Source organism: Mesorhizobium sp. LNHC252B00 (genome assembly GCF_000502955.1).
Lineage (GTDB): Bacteria > Pseudomonadota > Alphaproteobacteria > Rhizobiales > Rhizobiaceae > Mesorhizobium.
In genome coordinates, this window is record NZ_AYWO01000004.1 from 19,706 (window position 1) to 44,815 (window position 25,110).

General features: G+C 63.4%; 19 protein-coding genes and 3 pseudogenes. 12 read left to right on the forward strand and 10 right to left on the reverse strand.

Annotated elements, in window-relative coordinates:
* Positions 1–104: 104 nt before the first annotated feature.
* The 7 genes and pseudogenes from X744_RS162525 (at position 105) to X744_RS162500 (ending at position 7,512) form a co-directional block, all read left to right on the forward strand.
* Positions 105–908 carry a DeoR/GlpR family DNA-binding transcription regulator gene (locus X744_RS162525; protein WP_023758009.1) on the forward strand — a complete coding sequence of 268 codons (804 nt, stop codon included), beginning with the start codon at positions 105–107 and terminating at the stop codon, positions 906–908.
* Between the two features lie 55 nt (positions 909–963).
* Positions 964–1,959 (forward strand): rhamnose ABC transporter substrate-binding protein, encoded by a 996-nt coding sequence (rhaS, locus tag X744_RS162520; protein WP_023758010.1) that lies wholly within the window; start codon positions 964–966, stop codon positions 1,957–1,959.
* Positions 1,960–2,045: 86 nt separating this feature from the next.
* A pseudogene (locus X744_RS0136120) lies at positions 2,046–3,778 on the forward strand (ATP-binding cassette domain-containing protein); the annotation flags it as partial.
* A 74-nt stretch (positions 3,779–3,852) separates the two neighbouring features.
* Positions 3,853–4,830, forward strand: coding sequence for an ABC transporter permease (locus X744_RS162515; RefSeq protein ID WP_023758011.1), 978 nt, complete (start codon positions 3,853–3,855; stop codon positions 4,828–4,830).
* Positions 4,827–5,822: an ABC transporter permease gene (locus tag X744_RS162510; RefSeq protein ID WP_023758012.1), complete on the forward strand. Its 996-nt coding sequence runs from the start codon at positions 4,827–4,829 to the stop codon at positions 5,820–5,822. Before X744_RS162515 ends, X744_RS162510 begins: the two co-directional genes overlap by 4 nt.
* On the forward strand, positions 5,822–6,139 hold the full coding sequence (rhaM, locus tag X744_RS162505; RefSeq protein WP_023758013.1) for an L-rhamnose mutarotase: 318 nt from the start codon (positions 5,822–5,824) through the stop codon (positions 6,137–6,139). Before X744_RS162510 ends, rhaM begins: the two co-directional genes overlap by 1 nt.
* Positions 6,136–7,512: an FGGY-family carbohydrate kinase gene (locus X744_RS162500; RefSeq protein ID WP_023758014.1), complete on the forward strand. Its 1,377-nt coding sequence runs from the start codon at positions 6,136–6,138 to the stop codon at positions 7,510–7,512. Before rhaM ends, X744_RS162500 begins: the two co-directional genes overlap by 4 nt.
* On the opposite strand, the gene X744_RS162495 is transcribed toward X744_RS162500, so the two are convergent.
* The 4 genes and pseudogenes from X744_RS162495 to galE all read right to left on the reverse strand — a co-directional run bounded on the left by X744_RS162495 (position 7,513) and on the right by galE (position 11,820).
* Positions 7,513–9,339 carry an alanine racemase gene (locus tag X744_RS162495; RefSeq protein WP_023758015.1) on the reverse strand — a complete coding sequence of 609 codons (1,827 nt, stop codon included), beginning with the start codon at positions 9,337–9,339 and terminating at the stop codon, positions 7,513–7,515. It abuts the gene before it with no gap.
* A gap of 1 nt (position 9,340) precedes the next feature.
* Positions 9,341–10,381: pseudogene (locus tag X744_RS0136130) on the reverse strand (FAD-dependent oxidoreductase); the annotation flags it as partial.
* A 2-nt stretch (positions 10,382–10,383) separates the two neighbouring features.
* Positions 10,384–10,719 (reverse strand): annotated as a pseudogene (locus X744_RS1000000173455) (FAD-dependent oxidoreductase); the annotation flags it as partial.
* A gap of 105 nt (positions 10,720–10,824) precedes the next feature.
* Positions 10,825–11,820, reverse strand: a complete 996-nt coding sequence (galE, locus tag X744_RS162490; RefSeq protein WP_023758016.1) for a UDP-glucose 4-epimerase GalE — start codon at positions 11,818–11,820, stop codon at positions 10,825–10,827.
* A 267-nt stretch (positions 11,821–12,087) separates the two neighbouring features.
* On the opposite strand from galE, the gene hemA reads away from it, so the two are divergent.
* A complete protein-coding gene (gene hemA, locus X744_RS162485) occupies positions 12,088–13,365 on the forward strand; it encodes a 5-aminolevulinate synthase (protein WP_023758017.1) in 1,278 nt (425 codons plus the stop codon).
* A gap of 48 nt (positions 13,366–13,413) precedes the next feature.
* On the opposite strand, the gene X744_RS162480 is transcribed toward hemA, so the two are convergent.
* Together X744_RS162480 and mscL are read right to left on the reverse strand one after the other, a co-directional pair.
* On the reverse strand, positions 13,414–14,580 hold the full coding sequence (locus X744_RS162480) for a pyridoxal phosphate-dependent aminotransferase (protein WP_023758018.1): 1,167 nt from the start codon (positions 14,578–14,580) through the stop codon (positions 13,414–13,416).
* Between the two features lie 111 nt (positions 14,581–14,691).
* Entirely contained in the window at positions 14,692–15,114 is a 423-nt protein-coding gene (gene mscL, locus X744_RS162475) for a large conductance mechanosensitive channel protein MscL (RefSeq protein WP_023758019.1), read from the reverse strand.
* A 339-nt stretch (positions 15,115–15,453) separates the two neighbouring features.
* Here mscL and X744_RS162470 point away from each other — a divergent pair, with 339 nt between their 5' ends.
* On the forward strand, positions 15,454–18,963 hold the full coding sequence (locus tag X744_RS162470; RefSeq protein WP_023758020.1) for a NahK/ErcS family hybrid sensor histidine kinase/response regulator: 3,510 nt from the start codon (positions 15,454–15,456) through the stop codon (positions 18,961–18,963).
* A 115-nt stretch (positions 18,964–19,078) separates the two neighbouring features.
* Here X744_RS162470 and X744_RS162465 read toward each other — a convergent pair whose 3' ends face one another.
* The gene (locus X744_RS162465) at positions 19,079–19,738 is read right to left on the reverse strand and encodes a response regulator transcription factor (protein ID WP_023758021.1); all 660 of its coding nucleotides are present in this window, start codon (positions 19,736–19,738) and stop codon (positions 19,079–19,081) included.
* Positions 19,739–19,880: 142 nt separating this feature from the next.
* Complete coding sequence (locus X744_RS162460; protein ID WP_023758022.1) at positions 19,881–20,309, reverse strand: hypothetical protein; 429 nt, start codon at positions 20,307–20,309, stop codon at positions 19,881–19,883.
* 107 nt (positions 20,310–20,416) lie between these two features.
* Between X744_RS162460 and X744_RS162455 the strand changes: the two genes are divergently transcribed.
* Both X744_RS162455 and X744_RS162450 read left to right on the forward strand, forming a co-directional pair.
* Positions 20,417–20,767, forward strand: coding sequence for a DUF952 domain-containing protein (locus X744_RS162455; RefSeq protein ID WP_023758023.1), 351 nt, complete (start codon positions 20,417–20,419; stop codon positions 20,765–20,767).
* A complete protein-coding gene (locus X744_RS162450) occupies positions 20,764–21,840 on the forward strand; it encodes a quinone-dependent dihydroorotate dehydrogenase (protein WP_023758024.1) in 1,077 nt (358 codons plus the stop codon). Before X744_RS162455 ends, X744_RS162450 begins: the two co-directional genes overlap by 4 nt.
* Positions 21,841–22,380: 540 nt before the next feature.
* Here the strand turns inward: X744_RS162450 and X744_RS162445 are convergent.
* Positions 22,381–23,718: an MATE family efflux transporter gene (locus X744_RS162445; protein ID WP_023758026.1), complete on the reverse strand. Its 1,338-nt coding sequence runs from the start codon at positions 23,716–23,718 to the stop codon at positions 22,381–22,383.
* 132 nt (positions 23,719–23,850) lie between these two features.
* Here X744_RS162445 and X744_RS162440 point away from each other — a divergent pair, with 132 nt between their 5' ends.
* On the forward strand, positions 23,851–24,756 hold the full coding sequence (locus X744_RS162440; RefSeq protein ID WP_023758027.1) for a histone deacetylase: 906 nt from the start codon (positions 23,851–23,853) through the stop codon (positions 24,754–24,756).
* On the opposite strand, the gene X744_RS162435 is transcribed toward X744_RS162440, so the two are convergent.
* Positions 24,757–25,020 (reverse strand): DUF6460 domain-containing protein, encoded by a 264-nt coding sequence (locus X744_RS162435; RefSeq protein ID WP_023758028.1) that lies wholly within the window; start codon positions 25,018–25,020, stop codon positions 24,757–24,759. It abuts the gene before it with no gap.
* Positions 25,021–25,110 lie beyond the last annotated feature (90 nt).

Consider the following 25,110-nt stretch of genomic DNA (forward strand, 5'->3'; position numbering starts at 1 on the left):
AACGATCAAGATCGATCATATTGCACTGCACAATGAAATTATATGATCGGAAATGATTGACACTGCGCGTTTTGGGTGCCTAGATGCCGAGGCAGGGAGGAACCATGCACGAAAAAGAGCGCCACAGGATCATTCTGTCCGCCGTCCAGGAAAAACCTGTGGTGACGGTGCAGGAGATGGTCGACCTGACGGAGTCCTCCGAGGCGACGATCCGGCGTGACATCGCGGCACTCCATGTCCAGAAGCGCCTGCGCCGTGTGCGTGGCGGCGCTGAAGCAATCTCGCCGCCGCAGTTCATTGGGCTGGCCGGCCGGCCCTTTTCCGTCAATGAAACGATCAACGCCTCGCAGAAGCGGGCAATCGCGCGTGAAGCGGTCGAGCTGTGCAAGGACGGTGAGCCGATCATCATCAATGGCGGCACCACCACCTTCCAGATGGTGCATTTCCTGACCGGCCGCCGCATGCCGATCTTCACAAATTCGTTCCCGATCGCAGAGCACCTGCTCAAGCACTCCAAGAATACGGTGATGCTGTCTGGAGGTACCATTTATCGCGAGCAGAACATCATCCTGTCGCCCTTCGACAATGACGTGACGCGCAATTTCTATGCGCGCCTCATGTTCATGGGCGCGCAAGGGCTTGGGCCGCTCGGTTTGATGGAGGGCGACCCGCTGCTGATCCAGGCGGAGCAGAAACTGATCGACCAGGCCGACGAACTGGTGGTGCTGGTCGATTCCTCGAAATTCCGCAAACGCTCCAGCCTGATCCTGTGCGGCCTGTCGCGCATCGCCACCGTCATCACCGATGACGGCATCGAGGATCGCGAAGCCAAGATGTTAGAGACCGCCGGCGTGACGCTGATCGTCGCCCGCAAGTCGGCAAAGGAAGAATCTTCGCTGCAGGCCTGAGACACTCTCACGCCAGCAGCGGCGATGGAATGCAACGCTCAAGGGAGGATATTCGATGAGCTTCTTGAAGAAATTGATGGTGACCGCGGCTTTTTCAGCCGCCATGTTCGTGAATGCAGCCTATGCCGAGAACGTCAAGATCGCGCTGGTGGTGAAGTCGCTCGGCAACGGGTTCTTCGATGCCGCCAACAAGGGCGCCGAAGAGGCGGCCAAGGAACTTGGCGACGTCGACATCATCTACACCGGCCCGACCAAGGCGACCGCCGAAGCGCAGATCGAAGTGGTCAATTCGCTGATCGCCCAGAAGGTCAACGCCATCGCCATTTCGGCCAATGACGCCGACGCGCTGGTGCCGGTGCTGAAGAAGGCGATGGAACGCGGCATCACCGTCATCTCCTGGGATTCGGGCGTCGCCAAGGAAGGTCGCCAACTGCATCTCAATCCGTCCGACACCGGACTGATCGGCGAGACCATCATCAAGCTTGCCGCCGATTACCTGCCGGAAGGCGGCGAAGTCGCCATCCTGTCGGCCTCCTCGACCGCCACCAACCAGAACGCCTGGATCGATGCGGCCAAGAAAATCCTGCCGGAGAAGTTCCCCAAGATCAAACTCGTCGCCACCGTCTATGGCGATGACGATTCGGCCAAGAGCACGGACGAGGCCAAGGGCCTGTTGAAGTCCTATCCGAACCTCAAGGCGATCATTGCGCCGACCACCGTCGGCGTCGTCGCCGCCGCCCAGGTCGTCACCGATGCAAACCTGATCGGCAAGGTCAATGTCACCGGTCTGGCGCTGCCGTCCGAGTTCAAGAAGTTCATCGACAACGGCGCCAGCCAGGCGGTTGCGCTGTGGAACCCGATCGACCTCGGCTATTCGGCCGTCTACCTCGCCCATGATCTGGCGGTGAAGAAGGAAGAGGCGAAGCCTGGTGCCACGCTGTCGATCGGCCGCGTCGGCAAGGTCACGCTCGACGACACCAACTCGGCTGCGATGGCTCCGCCCTTCCAGTTCGACAAGTCGAACATCGAGAAGTTCTCCAAGATCTATTGATCCCGGACGCTCTTCAAACTGGCGCGGCGGGACCTCAAATCCCGCCGCGACTTCAAACGAACCTTGTTTCAGGGCTTGATACGACTATGGACACGACAGCCCAACACAGCGCGGCAACCGAGCGGCCTCCGGCCTTGGCTCCACGCCTGACGCTGTCCGGTATCTCCAAGAGCTTTCCCGGCGTGCGCGCGCTGCATAATGTCAGCCTGTCGCTCTATCCGGGCCAGGTGACCGCGCTGATCGGTGAGAACGGTGCCGGCAAGTCGACCCTGGTCAAGATCATGACCGGCATCTACCAGCCCGACACGGGCACAATCAGCATCGACGGCCAAGCCGTCACCCTGCCCAGCGCGCACGCGGCTTTCGGACACGGCGTCACCGCCATCCACCAGGAAACCGTGCTGTTCGACGATTTGACGGTTGCCGAGAACATCTTTCTCGGTCACGCCCCGCGCACGCGGTTCGGCACCATCGACTGGCGCACGATGCGCAAGAACGCGCGCGAAGTGCTCGACACCATGCATGCGGGTCATATCCACGCCGATGCCCGGCTGAAGGATCTCGGCATCGCCAACAAGCATTTGGTCGCCGTGGCCCGGGCCATGTCGATCGACGCTCAGATCGTCATCATGGACGAGCCGACCGCCGCCCTTTCGATGAAGGAGATCGAGGAGCTGTTCTTGCTGATCGAGTTCCTCAAGAGCGAAGGCAAGGCGATCCTGTTCATCAGCCACAAGTTCGACGAGATCTACCGCATAGCCGACCGCTACACGGTGTTCCGCGATGGCGAAATGGTCGGCGAAGGCCTGATCAAGGATGCGGGCCAAAGCCAGATCGTGCGCCTGATGGTCGGCCGCGCCGTCGACCATATCTTTCCGCAGCGCAAGGCTGAGATCGGCGCGCCGGTGCTTTCCGTTTCCGGACTGTCGCATCCGACCGAGTTCAACGATATCGGTTTCGAACTGCACAAGGGCGAAATCCTCGGTTTCTACGGCCTTGTCGGCGCTGGTCGCAGCGAGGTGATGCAGGCGATATCGGGCATCACCCGCACCTCAGGCGGCACGATCACGCTCGAAGGCAACAAGATCGCGCCGAAATCGGCGGCGGATTCGATAGAAGCCGGCATCGTCTACGTGCCGGAAGAGCGCGGCAAGCAGGGCGTGGTGATCGGCCTGCCGATCTTCCAGAACGTCTCGCTGCCTTCGCTCAAGCGCACCTCCAGATCCGGCCTGCTGCGACTGTCGGAAGAATTCGCGCTCGCCCGCTCCTTTACGGAGCGGCTCGACCTGCGTGCCTCCTCGCTCAGCCAGGATGTCGGCACGCTGTCGGGCGGCAACCAGCAGAAGGTCGTCATCGGCAAGTGGCTGGCGACCAGGCCTAGGGTGCTGTTGCTCGACGAGCCGACGCGCGGCATCGATGTCGGCGCCAAACGCGAGATCTACGACCTCATCTTCCGGCTGGCGNTTTGCCGATCTACAAGCGCATCTCCAGCAATCTGTTGATCTCGAACGCGAAAGAAAAGGCCGAGGCCGACCGTCAGATCGCCGGCCTCAGGATCAAGACGCCGACGCGCGGGGCGCTGGCGTCAAGCCTTTCGGGCGGCAACCAGCAGAAGATCGTCATCGCCAAATGGCTGGCGACGGCGCCCAAGGTGATCATCCTGGACGAGCCGACCAAGGGCATCGACATCGGCTCCAAGGCCGCCGTGCACGGCTTCATGGCCGAGTTGGTGGCGCAGGGCCTGTCGGTGATCATGGTATCGTCGGAACTGCCGGAAATCCTTGGCATGTCCGACCGCATCGTGGTCATGCGCGAGGGTCTCGTTGCTGCTGTCTTCGACAACAAGGGCCTGGACGCCGAGACGCTGGTCAGGACGGCAGCAGGGATCGTCGCATGAAAGCATTTTTCAAATATCGTGAAATCTGGTTGCTTGCCGCCATCGTCGTGCTGATCGGGCTGATATCGACGCGCTTCCCCGCCTTTGCCGATCCCGGCAATTTGCGCCAGGTGTTCAACGACACCTCGATCCTGATGATCCTGGCGCTTGGCCAGATGGTTGTGATCCTGACCCGGTCGATCGACCTGTCGATGGCGTCCAATCTCTGCTTCACCGGCATGGTAGTGGCAATGCTGAACGCCGCGCATCCGGCAATCCCGATCCCGCTGCTGATTGGCATCGCCCTGGTCGTCGGCCTGGTGCTCGGCGCCATCAACGGCCTTTTGGTCTGGCGGCTGAACATCCCTTCGATCGTGGTGACATTGGGCACGCTCACCATCTATCGCGGTGCCACCTTCGTCCAGTCAGGCGGCGCCTGGGTCAATGCCGACAAGATGAGCTCGGACTTCATCGGCTTTCAGCGGGCGGCGTTCCTCGGCATTCCGGTGCTGTCCTGGATCGCCATCCTGGTCATCGTGCTATTCTTCGTCCTGATGACGCGCACCGCGCTCGGCCGCTCGATCTATGCCATCGGCGTCAACCCGACGGCTTCGGTCTATGCCGGCATCGATGTCGGCCGGACGAAATTCATCGTCTTCTGCATCTCCGGCATGATCGGCGGCCTCTCGGGATATCTCTGGATCTCCCGCTATGTGATTGCCTCGGTCGAGGTCGCCAACGGCTATGAACTCAACATCATCGCCGCCTGCGTCATCGGCGGCATCTCGATCGCCGGCGGCATCGGCTCGGTCGGCGGCGCAGTGCTCGGCGCGCTGTTCCTCGGCATCATCTCCAACGCACTGCCGGTCATCAACATCTCGCCCTTCTGGCAGATGGCGATCTCGGGCAGCGCCATCATTCTGGCCGTCGTGCTCAACGCGCGCGGCGAACGCCGGCAGGGCCGCATCATCCTGAGAAAGGTGGAGGCGGCATGACCGACATCCCTGCCCCGCGCCACATTCCCGACCGGCTCGACAAGCCGCTGCGTTCGGCGATCTTTTCCTGGGAAGCGCTGCTGGTCGTGGTGGCGGTGGCGATCTTCGCCATCAACAGCCTTGCCTCGCCGTATTTCCTCGACCCGTACTCGCTGTCCGATCTCACCTTCAATTTCACCGAGAAGGGTCTGATCGCCTTCGCCATGGCACTGCTGATCATTTCGGGCGAGATCGACCTGTCGGTGGCCGCGATCATCGCGCTGGCGTCGACCATGATGGGCATGGCGGTGCAGGCTGGGGCCGGCATGCCGGTGCTGGTGCTGATCGGCATCGTCGTCGGGCTCGGCTGCGGCGCCTTCAACGGCCTGCTGGTGACAAGGCTCGGACTGCCCTCCATCGTCGTCACCATCGGCACGATGAGCCTGTTTCGCGGCATCGCCTTCATCATCCTCGGCGACCAGGCTTACAAGGGCTATCCCGATAGCTTCGCCTTCTTCGGCCAGGGCTATGTCTGGTGGGTGGTGTCGTTCGAACTGGTGCTCTTCCTCATCGCAGCCGTCGTTTACTGGTTCCTGTTGCACCGCACGAGTTTCGGCCGTCGTGTCTTTGCCATCGGCAACAACCCGGTCGCAGCACAATTTTCCGGCGTGCGCGTCGGCCGCACCAAGTTCATCCTGTTCTGCCTGACCGGCCTGATGTCGGGCATCGCCTCGGTGCTGATCACCTCGCGCCTCGGCTCGACGCGACCCTCGATCGCGCAGGGCTATGAGTTGGAAGTCATCACCATGGTGGTGCTCGGCGGCGTTAGCATCCTCGGCGGCGCCGGCAGTATTCTGGGCGTCGTGCTGGCCGCCTTCATCATGGGGTTGGTGACCTTCGGGCTTGGCCTGCTCAACGTGCCCGGCATCGTCATGTCGATCTTCATCGGCCTGCTGCTGATCATTGTCATCGCGCTGCCGATCGTCTGGCGGCGGCTACGCGGAGGACGTTGATGCCGCAGAAATACGCGTTCAAGATGAAGCTGAAACCCGGCATGAAGGCCGAATACAAGAAGCGCCACGACGAGATCTGGCCGTCGCTGGTCGCGCTCCTGAAGCAGGCCGGCGTTTCCGATTATTCCATCCATCTCGATGATGAGACCAACATCCTGTTCGGCGTGCTGTGGCGCCGAGACGACCACGGCATGGACGACCTGCCTAGGCATCCGGAGATGCAGCGCTGGTGGGCACACATGGCCGACATCATGGAGACGAGGCCGGACAACGAACCGGTGGCCGTGCCGCTGGAAACCGTGTTCCACATGGAATGAGCACGATACGCCACATCGCCGTCATCGATATCGGCAAGACCAACGCCAAGGTGGCACTGGTCGACCTCGCGACGCTGAGCGAGATAGCATTGCGCCGCATAGCCAATGCGCCGGTGCGGCAGGCGCCCTACCCGCATCATGATGTCGAGGCCTTGTGGACATTCATCCTCGACAGCCTTGCCGGCCTCAACCGCGAACAGCGCATCGACGCCGTATCGATCACCACACATGGCGCGACGGCCGCGCTGGTCGACGCCTCGGGCGAACTGGTGCTGCCGGTGCTCGATTACGAATTCGATGGCCCCGACAGGCTGGCAGCGGACTATGACGCGATCCGCCCACCTTTCGCCGAGACCGGCACGCCGCGCCTGCCGCTCGGCCTCAATCTGGGCGCGCAATTCTTCTGGCAGCAGAAAAGCTTCCCGACGCAATTCGCCAAGGCCGCCGCGATGCTGATGTACCCGCAATATTGGGCCTTGCGCTTGACCGGTGTCGCAGCCAACGAGGTGACGTCGCTCGGCTGCCACACGGACCTTTGGAACCCGTGGACGGCCGATTTTTCGTCATTGGTCGACAGCGTGGAATGGCGCGGCTTGATGGCGCCGGTGAGGCCAGCCAGGGACCGCCTCGGCCCGATCCTGCCCAGTGTCGCGGTGCGAACCAGCCTTGACCCGCAAACGCCGGTCTTCTGCGGCCTGCATGATTCCAACGCCTCGCTGCTGCCGCATCTTCTCTCCGACAAGCCGCCCTTCTCCGTCGTCTCGACCGGCACCTGGGTGGTGTCGATGGCGGTCGGCGGCAAACAGATTGCGCTGGATGCGGCACGCGATACGCTGGTCAATGTCAACGCACTCGGCAATCCCGTTCCCTCGGCGCGCTTCATGGGCGGTCGCGAGTTTTCCGTGCTGACGAAGGACCGGCCGGAGCAGTGGAGCGAAGATGATGTCAGCGCCGTGTTGGCGCGAAAAGTGCTGCTGCTGCCATCGACCCAGCAAGGATCGGGGCCGTTCCCGCATCAGGCCGCGACATGGCTCAACGCCGACGACATGAACAATGGCCAGCGCTTTGCCGCCATCTCATTCTATCTGGCGCTGATGACGGCGACCTGCCTCGACCTGATCGGCGCCGACGGCCCGACCATCGTCGAAGGCCCCTTTGCCCGCAACCGGCTCTTTGTCGACATGCTGGCAGCAGCGACGGGGCGCACCGTCGTCGCATCCGAGGCTGCCACCGGCACCAGCATCGGCGCCGCACTGCTGGCGTCGGGTCCGGTAACAGCGCACGGCAAGGGCGAACGAATAGAACGGCCGACCGACCCGGTCTGGGCCGACTACGTCAGCGCCTGGCGCGCGGCGGTCGAAGCGCAAAGCTGACTACAAAATCCGCTTGCCGAAAGCCGACATGACGAAGTTGACCACGTCGGTGCCGATCCGAGGCTCCAGATCCGAGGTCAGTCCGGAAACGTCCATCGACAGCAGTCCGCCGGAGAGCGCGATCGCCTCCATCGCCTGATGCGTTTCGCGCACGGTGAGGCCGCCGGAGCCCGCAGCCCAGCCTGCGAATTCGGTTGCTGTCGGCGAGTAGCTGACATGGAAGCCTTGCGTGCCGGAGGTGGCGATTCGGATCGCTTCGTGCATGAGGTCGCGCATGCCCATGGCGTCGATGTCGGTCATGGTGAAGGCCGACACGCGCGAATCCTTTAGCACCCGCGCTTCGGCCGGATCGGCATGGCGCAAGCCGACGATGACGACATTCTCCGGCGACAGCTGCGGCTGCAGCGCACCGGCCTTGTGGTCGAGACCGAGTGTGCGCGCCAGCACCGAGCCTTCCGGCAGGTCGATGCCGTCCTCTTCCTCGGGCATCAGGGCGGCAATGGAATCGATCCAGATCAGGCCGAAGGAATGCGTCGCGCGCGCCGTTGCGGTCAGCGCCTTGTGAGCGATGCGACGGTCGGCGCCGGCAGTCAGCCGGATCAGTCCCGATGGCGGCCGCTCGACATCGGCCAGTTCCACCACGTCGAAATTCATCGCTTCCAGCCGCGCACCGGTGCCTTCACGGGCCAGGATGCCGGCAGCCCCTTGCTCGGCGGTGATCTGCACCATCTTGCGGCCGGAGAAGTCCTCGACATCGTGCATCGGGGCCTTCTCGACATATTCCGAGGTCATCGCCAGCAGCATGGCGCCATAGCTCATGCGGAAGGCGACGCGGTCGCCAACGGTCGGCGGCGGATCGGCATCGGCAACATCCAGCAACAGGTGGTCGCTGGAGGCGCCGAGCACTCTTATCCCCTTGGCAATCGGCGTCAGGCCCTCGACCAGCACATCCTCGCGGCCGATATTGGCAATGGCGCGCAGCCTGTCGCCCTCGTCGGGGAAGACCGGCTGGTTGCCGAAGGCATCGAAGCCGGATTGGCCGATCGGCCGTGACGGCTTGAGCTTGACCTCGATGATATCGCTGGTCAGCCGGCAGGCATCAGGTTCGAGTTCGGCCCAAGGCGTGTCGCGAAAGGTCTCGACGCCGCCTTGCAGGATCGCCTCGCCGACACGCAGATTGTTGATGCCGGCCGGCAGTCTGCCTTCGAGCAGCAATGGCAGCGACGACGAGGCGCCGCCGGAAATCACGTCGAGGCTTTTGCCGGACAGGCGTTCGGTCTTGTAGGCGTGGGCGACGAGCTGGCCGAGATTTTCCGGCGTCGGCATGATGGCGCCGAAGCAGCCGAGATTGGTGCCGATGCCGGCGATGCGCACCCCTCTGTACTGCAGGATCTGCTCGACCGTCGGGATCAGATCATTCGGCCAGATGCCTTCGCGGAGATCGCCGAGATCGATCATCAGCATGATGTCGTGGACGCGGCCCATGCGCTCGGCGATGCGCGAAATCTCGCGGATGGTGGCGAGTTCCGACTGCAGGCTGATGTCGACGGTGCGCACCACCTCCTCGACACGCGCCATCGGTGGGCTGCGTAGCAGCATGATCGGCGCGTTGATGCCGCTGTCGCGCAGCCGGCGGATGTTTTCGAAGCGGGATTCTGCGATGCCGGCAACGCCACCGCGCAGCATGGCGCGCGCCACCTGCGGCATGCCGCAGGTGCCCTTGGTGACGCCGAAGACCTTGACGCCCGAGAGCGCGCAGCGCTCGACGATAGTGCGCGCATTGCGCTCGATGCGACCAAGGTCGATGGCGACTTGCGGTCCCGACATCCTAGCCCCCGTAGACCAGCCCTTGCGGGTCGATCTCCGGCTTACGGCCGGCGACGAGGTCGGCAAGGAATTTTCCCGAACCGCAGGCCATGGTCCAGCCGACATGGCCGTGGCCGGTGTCGAGATAAAGATTCCTATAGCGCGCCCGGCCGATGACCGGCACGGAGTTCGGCATCATCGGCCGCAGGCCTGCCCACAGCTCCGCCTTCTTCTCGTCGAAGGCACCGGGAAACAGGTCCTTGCCGGTCCTGAACATGGCAGCGAAGTCGCTGGGCTTATGGCTGCGGTCAAAGCCGGTGAATTCGGCGGTCGAGGCGAGCCGCAGCCGGTTGCCAAGCCTGGAATAGGCGATCAACTGGTCCTCGTCGGCGCCGCCCATGGTCGGCCCTTTGCTCTCGTCTTCCAGCGGAATGGTCGCAGTATAACCCTTCACCGGATAGACAGGCAGGTCGATGCCGTAGCGGCGGCCGAGCAGGCCACTTTCCGGTCCCATCGAGATGACCACGGCATCCCCGGTGACCGGTCCGGCCGAAGTCATCACCGCACTCACCCGGTCGCCCTCGATGGCGAGGCCCTCGACCGTCGTTCCGTAGAGAAAGTTCACGCCGAGTTTTTCGGCTGAATAGGCCGCGAGTTTTTCCACGAACTGCCGGGAATCGCCGGTCTGGTCGATCGGCGAATAGACGCCGCCGGCGATCTTCTCCTTCACGCCGGCAAGACCGGGTTCAAGCTCGACCAGCCGCTCGCGGCCGACGATCTCGATCGGCAGGCCATGCTCGGCCAGATAGCGATAATTGTCGGTGCCGGTGTCGAGGCTGTGCTGCGAGCGGAAGAAATAGAGGATGCCCTTCTTGCGCTCGTCATAGGCGATGCCAGTCTCGGCCGAGATGGCGTTGATGCAATCGCGCGAATAGAGCGCCAGGCGCAACTTGACCCGGCTGTTGGCGCGCAGGCGCTCTTTCGTGCACTGGCGCAGGAAGCGCAGGCTCCAGGCGAGGAAATAGGGATCGAAGCGCAGCCGCACCTTGATGCCGAGATCATGANCGCCAGGCGCAACTTGACCCGGCTGTTGGCGCGCAGGCGCTCTTTCGTGCACTGGCGCAGGAAGCGCAGGCTCCAGGCGAGGAAATAGGGATCGAAGCGCAGTCGGACCTTGATGCCGAGATCATGGTTGTAGAGCGCGCGCAGGAATGTCTTCAACGCCGCCGGCGAAGCCCAGGCGGTAGCATCCCCCGGAGACACCAGGCCGGCGTTCGACTGGCTGGTGCCGCGCGCCGGCGCCGCATGGCGCTCGATCACGGTGACCTCGTGGCCGTCGCTGGCCAGATAGAAGGCGGCCGCCGTACCGACGACACCGGCCCCGATCACCGTTATTTTCATGCCATCCCCCCAAAGCGCCTCGCGGCGCGGCGCCTCCATGCCGTGCCGCGAATGCCTTCAATAGCGCTTCACTGCCCGCCTTGCGAGCCCTTGCGAGAACCCGGCTCAGCCCCGAGCGGAGTTCTTGCCGGTCAGGATGCGCTCCCAGGCGAGCGCGTCGGCAACGATCTGGTCGAGGTCGTCGCGTTGCGGCTCCCAGCCGAGTTCGGCGCGGGCGAGATCCGAATTGGCAACCACCGCCGCGGCGTCGCCGGGACGGCGATCGCCCATCTTCACCTCGAAATCATGGCCGAAGGCACGCCGCACGCTGTCGATGACCTCGAGCACCGAGTAGCCATGGCTATAGCCGCAATTGGCGACGAGGCTTTGTCCGCCGGCGCGCAGCCGCTGAAGGGCCAGGCGGTGCGCCGCCGCCAGATCGCTGACATGGATGTAGTCGCGCATGCAGGTGCCATCCGGCGTCGGATAATCGGTGCCGAACACCTGCATGAACGGCCGCTTGCCGAGCGCCGTCTCGCAGGCGACCTTGATCAGATGAGTGGCGCCCGGCGTCGACTGCCCGGTGCGGCCCTTCGGGTCGGCGCCGGCGACGTTGAAATAGCGCAGCGCGGTATAGCGCAGGCCGTGCGCGATCGCCGCGTCGCGCAGCATCCATTCGCTCATCAGCTTGGACAGGCCATAGGGCGATTCCGGCGCCAGGCGGGCATCCTCGCGCACCGGCTCCAGTCCGGCGCCGCCATAGACGGCCGCGGTCGAGGAAAAGATGAAATTGGGCACGCCCTCGCGCACCGCGGTTTCGATCAGCGTGCGCGTCTTGCAGGTGTTGTTCTCGTAATAGCCAAGCGGATCGGCGACCGATTCCGGGACCACGATGGAACCGGCGAAATGGATGATCGCTTCGACCTTGTTTTCCCTGATGATCGAGCCGACCAATTCCCTGTCGGCGACATCGCCAACCACCAGCTTTGCCTCCGGCGCTACCGCCCATTCGAAGCCGGTCGAAAGACGGTCGAGAACGACCACGCTCTCGCCGGCATCCAGCAGCTCCCAGACCATATGGCTGCCGATATAGCCGGCGCCGCCTGTTACCAAAACTGTCATCCGCGACCTCGCATCTCAAGATTTATCGGAAACTGTCTCAACCCCCGCCCTACTGGAAAGCCTGCCTGGTGGCCATTAGAACTCATGGTAACCAGCATTGTCTGCACGTGGCATCGTCCTGAAACAAAATTGATCCACATCAAGGGAATAGGCCACGATCCGTGGTCGATAGGAACAGGTCCGGGGCGTGGCATTTTGACCAGAAAGGCCTGGTGGACGACCAATAGGGCAATGATTATGATCCCGCGCAAAAATTGGGAAGCCGACATGAACTACCAGCGGTTCTTCGAGGAAGCGATCGACCAGCTCCATGCTGAGCGTCGCTACCGCGTTTTCGCCGACCTCGAGCGAATCGCGGGCAAGTTTCCGCGCGCCATCTGGCGTTCCAACGGCCGCGCCGAGGAAATCACCGTCTGGTGCTCCAACGATTATCTCGGCATGGGCCAGCATCCCGATGTCATCGCCGCGTTCCAGGATGCAGCCGGCAGGATGGGCTCGGGCGCCGGCGGCACCCGCAACATTTCCGGCACCAGCAACCCGCTGGTAGAGCTCGAACTGGAGCTTGCCGACCTGCACGAAAAGGAAGCGGCACTCGTCTTCACCTCCGGCTTCGTTTCCAACGAAGCCTCGATCTCGACCATCGCGCGGCTTTTGCCCAATTGCCTGATCATCTCGGACGAACTGAACCACGCCTCGATGATCGAAGGCGTACGGCGCTCGGGCGCCGAGAAGAAGATCTTCCGTCACAATGACGTCGCGCACCTGGAAAGCCTGTTGCAGGCGGCGGGCCGCGAACGCGCCAAGCTGATTATCTTCGAAAGCGTCTATTCGATGGATGGCGACATCGCGCCAATCAAGCAGATCGTCGAGCTCGCCGAGCGCTACAACGCCATGACCTATATCGACGAAGTGCATGCCGTCGGCATGTACGGACCACGCGGCGGCGGCATCACCGAGCGCGAAGGCCTGGCCGACCGCATCGACATCATCGAAGGCACGCTGGCCAAGGCATTCGGCACGCTAGGCGGCTACATCGCCGGCACCAGTGCAGTGATCGACGCCGTACGCTCCTATGCGCCGGGCTTCATCTTCACCACCGCGCTGCCGCCGGCGATCGCGGCTGCCGCGACCGCGTCGATCCGCCATCTCAAGCGCTCGCAGGCCGAGCGCGACGCCCAGCAGCAGCAGGCCGCGAGGACCAAGCAGATACTCTCTGCCGCCGGCCTGCCGGTGATGGACTCGCCGACCCACATCGTGCCAGTCTTGGTTGGCGATCCGGAACTTTGCAAGATGGCCAGCGACCGCCTGCTCGGCGTTCACGGCCTTTACATCCAGCCGATCAACTACCCGACCGTGCCGCGCGGCACGGAGCGGCTGCGCATCACGCCGACGCCGTTCCACTCCGATGCACTGATCGCCGAACTGCAGGACGCGCTGGTCGAGACCTGGGACGCGCTCGGCATTCCCTACGGCTCCGCCGGTCGGCCGTCCGTGGCCAAGAGCGACCGGATCATTCCGCTGCTGGTGCCCAAGTCAGGCGGCTGAAAAACTCTCCTCCGGCGGCCATCTGACGCGGGTTTCTGCGTCAACGGCTCAAACAGTCTTCATCCAATTCGCCAGACGATGCGCCGCTTCCTCGATCTGGTCGAGGCGGCGGTGGAAGCACAGCCTGAGGAAGGCTTCGCCGCCGGGGCCGAAAGCCGTGCCGGGAGCCAGGCCGACATTGGCTTTGTCGACGATGTCGAAGGCAGCAGTGCGTGAATCTGTGATGCCGTCGACCGTGAAGAAAAGATAGAACGCACCTTGCGGCACGGTGAACCGGGCACGGCCGGCGGCGCCGAGAATGCCGCAGACCAGATCGCGCGCCTTGCGCGCCCGCTCTACCTGTTCGGCAACGAAGGCATCGCCTTCATCAAGGGCCGCAACCGCGCCGCGCTGCATGAACTGGGCAACGCCGGAATTCGAATACTGGATCAAGTTCTCGAACACCTGCTGCAGGGACGGATGTGTCTTGATCCAGCCGACACGCCAGCCGGTCATCGCCCAGTTCTTGGAAAAACTGTTGACGTAGAGGATGCGATCCTCCGCCGTCGCGATGTCGAGGAAAGACGGCGCGCGGCCAGGGCCATAGTGGAACAGCGAATAGATCTCGTCGGCGATGATCCAGATATTTTTGGCGCGCGCGAGATCGAGGATTGCCTGCAAGGTCTCGTGATCGGCGGTCCAGCCGGTGGGATTGGACGGCGTGTTGATGAACAGTGCCTTTGTGCGCGGCGTGATCGCCGCTGCGATCTTCTCGACGTCGCAGGACCAGCCATTGCCGGAATGGTCCAGCGTGACCGCAACAGGAATGGCTCCCGCTATCGCCGCGGCGGCGTCGAAATTCGGCCAAGCCGGTGACAGATAAACCACCTCGTCGCCGGCGCCGGCGAGCGCGTCGAGCGCCAGCTGGATGGCATGCATGCCGGATCCGGTGACGATGAATTGTTCCTCCGGGAAGGTTTTGCCGAAATGCCTGGCGTAGTAGCGGGAAAGCGCCTGCCTGAGATCGGGGATGCCTTTCTGCCAGGTGTAGAACGTTTCGCCGCCGGCTAGCGCCTTCGACGCGGCATCGGTGATGAACGGAGGCGTCGGCAGGTCGCCCTCACCGGCCCAGAGCGGGATCATGCCCTCGCGCAAGCGGCCGTAATTGACCACGGCGACAATGCCGCTTTCGGGCGCGGCGCGGGCTTCGGCGTGAAGGCTGTCGATCAGGGTCATGGGCGGGTCCGTTCCGATCTCGGGCGTTGATCGGCGCTCCTTAGCAGATGCGAAAACAGAAAACCCCGGCCGCGAACGACCGGGGTTTTGGTCCAGAAGAGCCTGATCCGTCTATCTCCTGGCGAGCAAGTCGCGAATTTCGGTGAGCAGCGCGACATCGGCGGGCGGCGCAGCGGCCGGCGCAGCGGGCTTCTCGCGCTCAAGCCGCTTGCGCATGTTGTTCACCGCCTTGACCATCAGGAAGATGATGAAGGCGAGGATAAGGAAGTTCAACGCTACGGTTATGAAGCTGCCATACGCGAAAACAGCGCCTTGCTTTTTAGCGTCTGCCAGCGAGGTGGCGTTGACGGCCGAGGAGAGCCCCAGGAAATAGTTGTTGAAGTCCAGGCCGCCGAAAATCGCGCCGACGATCGGCATGATGATGTCGTTGACGAGGGAATCGACGATCTTGCCAAAGGCCGCGCCGATGATGACGCCGACCGCAAGGTCCATCACATTGCCCTTGGAAATGAATTCCTGGAACTCTTTCAGCATTCGACCCTCCTTGTCATGACCGGCCGAGCTGCCGTTTCCCGTCCTCAGGCATCGACCCGAGGACGAACATAACAAAAACCTCCGGTTGCAACATCGGCAAAAAGCAGGAAGCAACCGGTTTCTCCTTCCCCGACGGCCGTCCGGTAAAGCGCGTCACGCCGCGCTTTGGGCCTCTTGTTCTTGCGCATGCCGTTGCCCAAAACTGCTGCGCTTCTTGGTCGACATGCATCGGAAATCACAGCCTTCATGCATCCAAAGCCGTGATGGACTCGGAAGCCAAGCTGTGATTGCGTCTGGGCAAGCCGGGTTGAAATTCGGCACAAGGAGGATATTGCCGGCGTGCAGGGCTTGTTCATCGTCATCATCGCGATCGCCTATGTGACGCTGCTGTTCGCCATCGCCAGCCTGGGCGACCGCCGCTCGGCCATTTCCGAGCCAAGCCGGGCCCGGCCCTTCATCTATGCGCTCAGTCTGGCGATCTACTGCACGTCGTGGACATTCTTCGGCTCGGTCGGCCTCTCCTCCGAACGCGGCCTCGAATTCCTCGGCATCTATACCGGCCCGGTGCTGGTGTTCGTGTTCGGCTTTCCGCTGCTCAACCGCATCGTCCGGCTGGCCAAGACCGAGAAGATCACCTCGATCGCCGACTTCCTCGGCGCCCGCTACGGCAAGAGTTTTACTGTCGCTGCGATCGCCACGCTGATCGCCACCATCGGCGCGGTGCCCTATATCGCGCTGCAGTTGAAGGCGATCTCCGGTTCGGTCAGCCTGATGGTCGAGCACTATACGGGATCGCCGCCCTCCTTCGATCCCTTCGTCAGCGACATCTCGCTGGTCGTCGCCATGCTGCTGGCGCTGTTTGCGGTGCTGTTCGGCACACGCCACGCCGACGCCACTGAACACCAGGACGGGCTGGTGCTGGCGGTTGCGGTGGAAACCGTGGTCAAGCTTGCCGCTTTCCTGGCGATCGGCCTGATGGTCACCTTCCTGATCTTCGGCGGCCCGGGCGATATGTTCGCCAAGCTTGCCCAGAATGTGCAGGTTCGGCAGGCGATGAGCTACAACACCTCGCTGGCCACCTGGCTGGTGCTGACTTGCCTGAGCGGCTTTGCCATCGTCATGCTGCCGCGGCAGTTCTACGTCACCATCGTCGAGAACCGTGGCGAGGCCGAATTGCGCACCGCGACATGGGTGTTTCCGCTCTACCTCGTAGCGATCAATCTGTTCGTGCTGCCGATCGCCTTTGCTGGCCTGTCGCTGGTCGGCACGGGGACCAGCAGCGATCTCTACGTGCTGTCGCTGCCCTTGTTCAGCGGCCATGACGTGCTGGCGATGGCGGCCTTTATCGGCGGGCTGTCGGCGGCAACCGCTATGGTGATCGTCGAGAGCGTGGCGCTGTCGATCATGATCTCCAACGACCTGATCATCCCGCTGTTCGTGCGCCGGCTGTTGCGGACGACCACTTCCGAGAACGAGGATTGGTCGACGCTCATCCTCAACGTGCGGCGCGGGGCGATCTTCATCCTGCTGTTCATCGCCTTCCTCTACTATCGCGAGAGCACCAACAGCGTGCGCCTGTCGTCGATCGGCCTGATGTCGTTCGCGGCCATCGCCCAGTTCGCGCCGGCGCTGATCGGCGGGCTGATCTGGCGCGGCGCCAATGGCCGGGGTGCGGCGCTGGGCATGGTCGCCGGCATCCTCGCCTGGGGCTACACGCTGCTGTTTCCATCGCTTGCCGCATCCGATACCGGCATCATCGTGCACGGGCTGTTTGGCTTCGAGGCGTTACGGCCGCAGGCCCTGTTCGGCACCGTCGCCGAACCGCTGAACCACGGCGTATTGTGGAGCCTGTCGATCAACGCGGTGTTCTTCGTGCTGGGTTCCCTCTCGCGCGCATCGGTTCCGCTGGAACGCATCCAGGCGTCGATCTTCGTGCCTCGCGATGCCGGTCCGATGCCCAGCCTGCGCCGCTTCCGCACCGCCATCACCGTCAACGACCTCAAGGATACGATCGGGCGCTATCTCGGCGTCGAGCGCACCGAGCGCTCCTTCCAGTCGTTCGAAAGGACCAACGGCACTTCGCTGCACGGCAACGAGCAGGCGAGCATGGACGTCATCCGCTTTTCCGAGCAACTGCTGGCCAGCGCCGTCGGTTCCTCCTCGGCACGGCTGATCCTGTCGCTGCTGTTTCGACGCCACGACCGCGAATCCAAGGATGCCTTTCGCTTGCTCGACGACGCCACCGAGGCGCTGCAGCACAATCGCGACCTGCTTCAGATTGCGCTCGACCAGATGGAGCAAGGCATCACAGTCTTCGATCGGGACTTCCGCCTGATCTGCTGGAACCGGCAGTACCGGGCGCTTTTCGACCTGCCCGACGAGATGGGCCAGGTCGGCGTCTCGCTCGACCGCATCCTGCGCCATCTTGCCGAGCGCGGCGACATCCCTGCCGACCAGCGCGTGGCCATGCTCAACCGGCTGACCAGTTTCGTCAGCCCCTGGCAGATGGAGCTGAAGACCAGCGGCCGCATCCTGGAGCTGCGCTCCAACCCAATGCCGGACGGCGGCATAGTCGCGACCTATGCCGACATTTCCGGACGCGTCGAACAGGATCTGGCGCTGAAGCGGGCCAATGAATCGCTGGAGCAGCGCGTCAAGACCCGCACCATGGAGCTGACGCGGGTCAACGAGGAGTTGACTCGGGTCAACGAGGAGCTGGCGCAGGCGCAGATGCTGGCCGAGGAGGCCAATCTCGGCAAGACGCGCTTCCTCGCCGCCGCTGGCCACGACATCCTGCAGCCATTGAACGCCGCACGGCTCTATTGCTCATCGCTGATCGAGAAAGCCGGCAAGGGGCCTGCCGGCAAGGCGGCGGTCAACATCGAATCCTCGCTGGAATCGGTCGAGACCATCCTTGGCGCCGTGCTCGACATCTCCCGCCTCGACGCCGGCGCGATGAAGCCGGACGATAGCGCCTTCAACCTCGATGGATTGCTGCGCCAGATCGGCAACGACTTTCGGCCGCTCGCCGCCGAAAAGAAGCTCGAGCTGACGATCATGCCGTCATCGCTGACCGTGACCACGGACCGTAACCTTTTGCGCCGCCTGATCCAGAACCTCGTCTCCAACGCCATCAAATACACGCGCCACGGCCGTGTGCTGGTCGGCGTCAGGCGGCGCGGCGAACTGGCCGAGATCCAGGTGGTCGACACCGGCATCGGCATCGCCGGCGACAAGCTGAACACCGTCTTTCGCGAATTCACCCGGCTCGACGAAGGCGCGCGCGAAGCCGAGGGCCTCGGCCTCGGCCTCTCCATCGTCGACCGCATCGCCCGGGTATTGCGCCTGGAGATCCGGATCTTTTCCAATCCCGGCAAGGGCACGCGCTTTTCCGTCATCCTGCCGGTGGCGGCCGTGCAGGAGCCGCGACGCGAAATCGAAACCAGGGCTCCTGCCCGCGCGACGGCTTCGCTGGCCGGGTTGCACGTGCTGTGCATCGATAACGACGCCCGCATCCTCGACGGCATGCGGCTCCTGCTCGAAGGCTGGGGCTGCAATGTCGATACGGTGTCCGGCTCAAAGGATCTGGAGAGTTCTGCGATGCCCCGCCCGGACATCGTCCTTGCCGACTACCATCTCGACGGCGAAACCGGTCTCGATATCATCGCCAGACTGCGCGCGATCCATGGCGATGACCTGACGGCCGTGCTGGTCACCGCCGACCGTTCCAACGAGGTGCGCACTGCCGCGGGCGGGCTTGAGATTCCGGTGATCAACAAGCCGCTGAAACCTGCGGTGCTGCGCTCGATGATGGCTAGGGTCAGGCGGCTGGCATCGGCGGCCGAATAGCGTCAAAAGGCGGGCGGCCATCAGTTCCGCGAGTTCCAACGCGCGACCGATCGGGCGGACCGAGGTTCAGTACTCTGATTGAATAGTATTCTGATCGAACAGGGCGCCCTGGCGATCAGCTCGTCGGCTGCAGCGGGTCGCTGCCGATCTTTGACAGGAGGATCACCGCCTGGGTGCGGCTGTCGACGCCGAGCTTCTGCAGGATGGCCGAGACATGCGCCTTGATGGTGGCCTCGGAGACGCCGAGTTCGTAGGCGATCTGCTTGTTGAGCAGGCCCTCGGCCAGCATGCCGAGCACGCGGGTCTGCTGCGGCGTCAGCGCCTGCAGCCGCTTGATCAGGTCTGATATTTCGGGATCCCGCTCGACGCCGAGATCGACCCCGACGGGTGCTGCAATATCGCCGGCAAGCACCGACTGTACGGCGCTACGAATCTCTTCCATGCTGGCCGATTTGGAGATGAAGCCGGAAGCGCCGAGATCGAGCGCCCGCCTGATGGTCGCCGGATCGTCGTGCGCCGACACCACGACGAGTGGCACCGCCGGATGGATACCACGCAGCGAGATGAGGCCGGAGAGGCCGCTGGCGCCCGGCATCGACAGGTCGAGCAGCACCAGATCGACATCCTCGTTGGCCACGACCAGCGCCTTGGCGCTCTCGAAATCGCCGGCCTCGTGGATGGCGGCGACATTGCCGATGCCGGCGAGCGCTTCGCGCAGCGCACCGCGAAACAGTGGATGATCGTCGGCGATGACGAAAGAATAGCCTGCCGGCAAATGTCCCTCCCCGAATCCCACGATGATTTTTTGGCCTTTTTCGGGATCAGTTGAACGATTATGAGGGGCGGCGCGCTGTTTTCAAGCGGCAAAGCCAGCGCGTCGCGTTTCCCCTGCTGAAATCAAAATGCTACAGCGATGCTCAGGTCTTCTGCGAATTGAGCTGGGTGCCGTTGTCCTTGTCCATATCCTTGACGATGCCCATGAAGCCGCGCAGGAAGCGTTCCATGTAGCTCATCGTCTTGTTGAAATCCTCCTCGCTCGGCAGTTTCGATTCGAGGCGGGCGGAGAGCGAATTCTCGAGCTTGGTGACGCGCTCGTCCATCGCCTTCATCGAGGTCTGCAAGCGGTCGACCTCGTCCTGGAAAGCGGCGCGTTCGTCGGCCGCCATCTTGCAGACGAGCTGGCCGGACCGTTCCTCGCAGATCGACATGGCGCCGGTCTGCGTATCCATCCGGACATAGCCGTTATCAGACTTTTCCAGTCGATAGCGGTCGGTTTCTTCCGAATAAGCTGAAGCCGCGACCAGCGAAACGAGCGCGGCGGGGATCAAGATGTGCTGCAGACGCATGTTGTCCTCCATGGCCAAGGCCTGAAATATCGCATGTTTGCGCCGGAAATGGGGAAGACCCTTGGCGTGGCCTTTCCCGCGTGGCTGGTTCGGACTATAGCGCAACCATGTCTCAGATTATCTACAAGATAACCCCGCGAGCGCCTTGGCGCGAGGCCGAAACAAATGGCCGCTTCACCGGCGCGCCGATCGATGTCGCCGACGGCTTCATCCATTTCTCCACGGCAGCGCAGGTCAAGGAAACGGCTGCAAAGCACTTTGCCGGCCAGACCGACCTTCTGCTGGTCGCCATCGACGGCGCTAGCCTGGGTGCTGCTTTGAAATACGAGGTCTCGCGCGGCGGCGCGCTGTTTCCGCATCTCTATGGCGTGCTGGACCTGAAAGCCGTGCTTTGGGTGCGACCGCTGCCGCTTGGTGCCGATGGCGTGCACCAGTTCCCGGCACTGGAGGGGCAATGAGCGTGCTCGACCGGCTTGGCCAGAAGCTGCTGTTCGCCTTCGATCCGGAAACCGCGCATGGCCTGTCGATCGCGGCGCTGCGATGCGGTCTGCCGGTTGGGGCATCGGCTACGCGTGATGCCCAGCTGAAGGTCAGCCTTTGCGGCCTCGATTTCCCCAACCCGCTTGGCATGGCCGCCGGCTACGACAAGAATGCCGAGGTGCCCGACGCGCTGCTTGGCCTGGGCTTCGGCTTTGTCGAGGTCGGCACGATCACGCCGCTGCCGCAGGCCGGCAATTCGAAGCCGCGCATTTTCCGGCTGACGGCGGACGAAGCGGTGATCAACCGGCTGGGCTTCAACAATGAAGGCCATGCAGCGGCTGAAAAACGCCTTGCCGCACGCAAGGGGCGTGGCGGCATCGTCGGCGTCAACATCGGTGCCAACAAGGACAGCACCGACCGCGTCAGTGACTATGAGCGCGGTGTTGCCCGTTTCGCGCGATACGCCAGCTATCTCACCGTCAACATCTCCTCGCCCAACACGCCGGGCCTGCGCAATATGCAGGCGCGCGAGCAGCTTGGTGAGCTCTTGTCGCGGGTCATGGCAGCGCGCGCCGCGGCAACAGCCCAGCCGCCGGTGTTCCTCAAGATCGCCCCGGATCTGCTCGAGGCGGAGTTGGAGGACATCGCCGCCGAGGTCACCGAGAAACGGATCGACGGTGTCATCGTCTCCAACACCACAATCTCCCGGCCGGCGCTGCGCAGCGGCAACGCCGCGCGTGAGACCGGCGGGCTCTCGGGCAAGCCCTTGTTCGATCGCTCGACCATCGTTCTGGCCAGGATGCGCAAACTGCTCGGGCCGGAGCTTGCCATCATCGGTGTCGGCGGCGTCGATTCCACCGACACGGCACTGGAAAAGATCCGGGCTGGCGCCGATCTCGTCCAGCTCTACACCAGCATGATCTACGCCGGGTCGGCACTGCCGGGCCGGATCGTCGCCGGAATGGTGCGATTTGCCGAGACGGAACGGCTGAAGTCGATTTGCGAGTTGCGCGACAGCCGCCTCGACTTCTGGGCGTCCAAGCAACTCTGAACTGCTCTCAGGAGCGTAGATTGCGACTGACGGCCCGCTCGCAGATGGTGCCGCCGATGGCAGGCAAAACCCCGAAGAGAAGCAACTGTGCGGTTCCTCCGATGCCAGAAACCGCGGAGAGAATGAACGCAGAGAGCAATCCCAGCGCCGCGCCCAAGACATATGGCAGGTAGCTTCGCATAAGCTCACCCTGGAACAATTGGTGCATCAAGTCTGTTGGAAGTCGACTGGAAATGCAAGTTCACCCGACGGCGCAGCAGGGCAACGAATTCGGGTTAACGGGTTCCTTCGGAGCCTTCGCCGGCGCGTAGGCTGACGGAGCATTAAACGAAAAACCCGCCTGAGCGGCGGGTCACTGGCGCAAATCAGCACCATGGACGAATATGTACCATAGCTGAGGGCACGAAATCAAGAAAAAATTCCTATCGCAAAAAGCTACCGGCACAAAAGTTGCCGACACCGCCGAACTGGCTGCCGCCAGGCCATTGCTGACCTGGGGTTCGGAGCTCTGGACGGCGCAGGCCCTTCCGGGGACACTGTCTAAAACGCGGTTCGCACCCTGAGCCGCAGGATCGTCAGCAGGCTGAAGCCGCGTGCGAGCAGGAAAACGTGCAACGCCGCCCAAAGTCCATTGTTGCCGAAGGTAGGCGCGAGCGTCAGCAGCGCGGCCGCGAAAACGAGGAACGACAGCAGCATCATGTTGCGCATGTCGCGCGACCAGGTCGCGCCAATGAACACGCCATCCATCTGGAACGCCAGCACACCGCTCAGCGCGGTGAATGCCGCCCACGGCAGGTAGATGTCGGCCATCGAACGGACTTCCTCCGATGTCGTCACAAGAGCAACCAGACCGGCGCCGCCAAACAGCAGCACCAGGGTCGCGGCACCCGCCAGCCCAAACCCCCAGAACAGGGTCAGCCGCACCGCCTGGCGGAAGGGCGCGGCGGCACGCGCGCCGACGGCACGACCGGCCAGCTGTTCGGCGGCGGTGGCAAAGCCATCGAGAAAGTAGCCGGCAACGAGAAAGAAATTCATCAGCACGGCGTTGGCGGCCAGCGTCACCGTACCGAACTGCGCGCCTTGGCGGGTGAACAGTGCGAAGGCGGCGAGCAGCGAGAACGAACGGATCATGATGTCGCGGTTGAGCGACAGCATGCGCACAAAGGCAGCCATGTCGAGCAGGCGATGGCGCGGCAAGGGCGGGGCCGCCCGGAACCGGCGGATGACGATCGCCAGGCCGAGCAGCATGGCAAGGAACTCACCGGTCACGGTCGCCCAGGCGACGCCGACGACGCCCCAGCCGAGTTCCAGGCCGAGCAGGAAGCAGAGCGCGATGTTGATGCCGTTCAGCACCAGTTGCAACATCAGCCCGAGCCCACCCTCGCCGCGCCCCAGCACATAGCCAAGGATGGCGTAGTTGATCAGCGAGAACGGTGCGGCGAGCAGCCTGATCCTGATGTAGACGCCCATCGCCTCGCTGACGCGCGGTTCGGCGCCCATGAATTTCTGCCCGGCAATGGCGACCAGGGGCGCAAGTGCCGCGAGCACTATGCCGGCGACAACCGCGATCAGCACGGCGCGCCAGAACACCGCCTGTTCCTCCAGGGCATCGCCGCGGCCGAAAGCCTGGGCGACAAGGCCAGTGGTGCCCGAGCGCAGGAAATTGAATGTGGTGAAGACAACGTCGAAGATAAGCGCGCCGGCCGCCAGGCCGCCGAGCAAGGCGGCGTCGCCGAACTGTCCGACGACAGCCGTGTCGACCAGGCCGAGCATCGGCGTCGTCAGATAGGCGAGCGTCATCGGCACCGCGATGGCCAGCACGGAACGGTTGGTGACGACAAAGTATCTGGCGTCGGCTGGGATTACACCCTTGTCCAAGGATTGCTGCTTTGCTGATTGCGGCTTGATCGAACCGCCGGTGTGCCCCATTTTCCCGGCATCGCGCAATCACTCTTCCCGCGAAGGCCAACCGAATTACCCGGTCTGGCGCGAGCCCGCCGGATCCAGTTCATGCCTTTGCAGATCGTCCATCACCCCGACTACGACGCCGGCTTCGCGGTCAACCATCGCTTTCCGATGAGCAAATACCCGCTGCTGATGGATACCTTGCGCGCACGCGGACTGGCCGGGCCCGACGCGCTCAACTCCGCGGAACCCGCGCCGGCGTCATGGCTGAAGCTTGCTCATGCGGCCGACTATGTCGACCAGGTCATCAGTTGCTCCGTGCCCGAGAAGATCGAGCGCGAGATCGGTTTCCCGGTGACCCCGCGTGTCTCGCTGCGCGCGCAGCTTGCCACCGGCGGCACGGTGCTGGCGGCGCGGCTCGCCCTGCGCCACGGCATCGCCTGCAACACCGCCGGTGGCAGTCATCATGCGAGGCGTGCGCAAGGTGCGGGCTTTTGCACCTTCAACGATGTTGCCGTCGCATCGCTGGTCTTGCTCGCCGAAGGCGCCGCCACAAACATCCTGGTGGTCGACCTCGACGTGCATCAGGGCGACGGCACGGCGGATATTCTCGCGGACGATCCGCGCGTGTTCACCTTTTCCATGCATGGCGACCGCAACTACCCTGTGCGCAAGGTCGCCTCCGACCTCGATGTCGCGCTGCCCGACGGCACGGGTGACGCCGCTTACATGGAAAGGCTCGCCGCCACCCTGCCGGAACTGTCCGCCAAAGCGCATTGGGACATCGTCTTCTACAATGCTGGCGTCGACGTCCATGCCGAAGACCGGCTTGGCAGGCTGTCGCTATCGGATGACGGGCTACGCAGGCGCGACGATATGGTCATCCGCCATTTTCGCGCGCAGGGCATTCCCGTCTGCGGCGTCATCGGCGGCGGCTATTCCATGGACGTGCCCGCCCTGGCGGCGAGGCACGCCATGCTGTTCGAGGTGGCGTCGGACTATGCCCGGTAGCTACTTCCGATAGTTGGCAAGCCTCAGCAGGATGAAGGCCGGCACGACGACCGCCGCACCGAGCAGGATGTAGCCGAAGAAGCGGTCGATGGCGTGGAAGCCAAGATTCCACAGGTCGATGAAGAACTTCCGGATGCCGTAGAACACATCCATCGGCGACCAGCCGAAGGCATTCATGACCAGGCCGACGAGGAACGACGCGACCAGCAGTTTCAGGATCACCTTGAGCGGCGAGTCGCCGAGAAAGCGTGTCAGTGCGGACAAGGCCCGTCTCCAGATAGAAGCACCCAGACTCGAGGGCGTCAGCCTGACATACGCACTTGGCTTGCCGGCTTCAAGCCGGCAGTTTTGCGG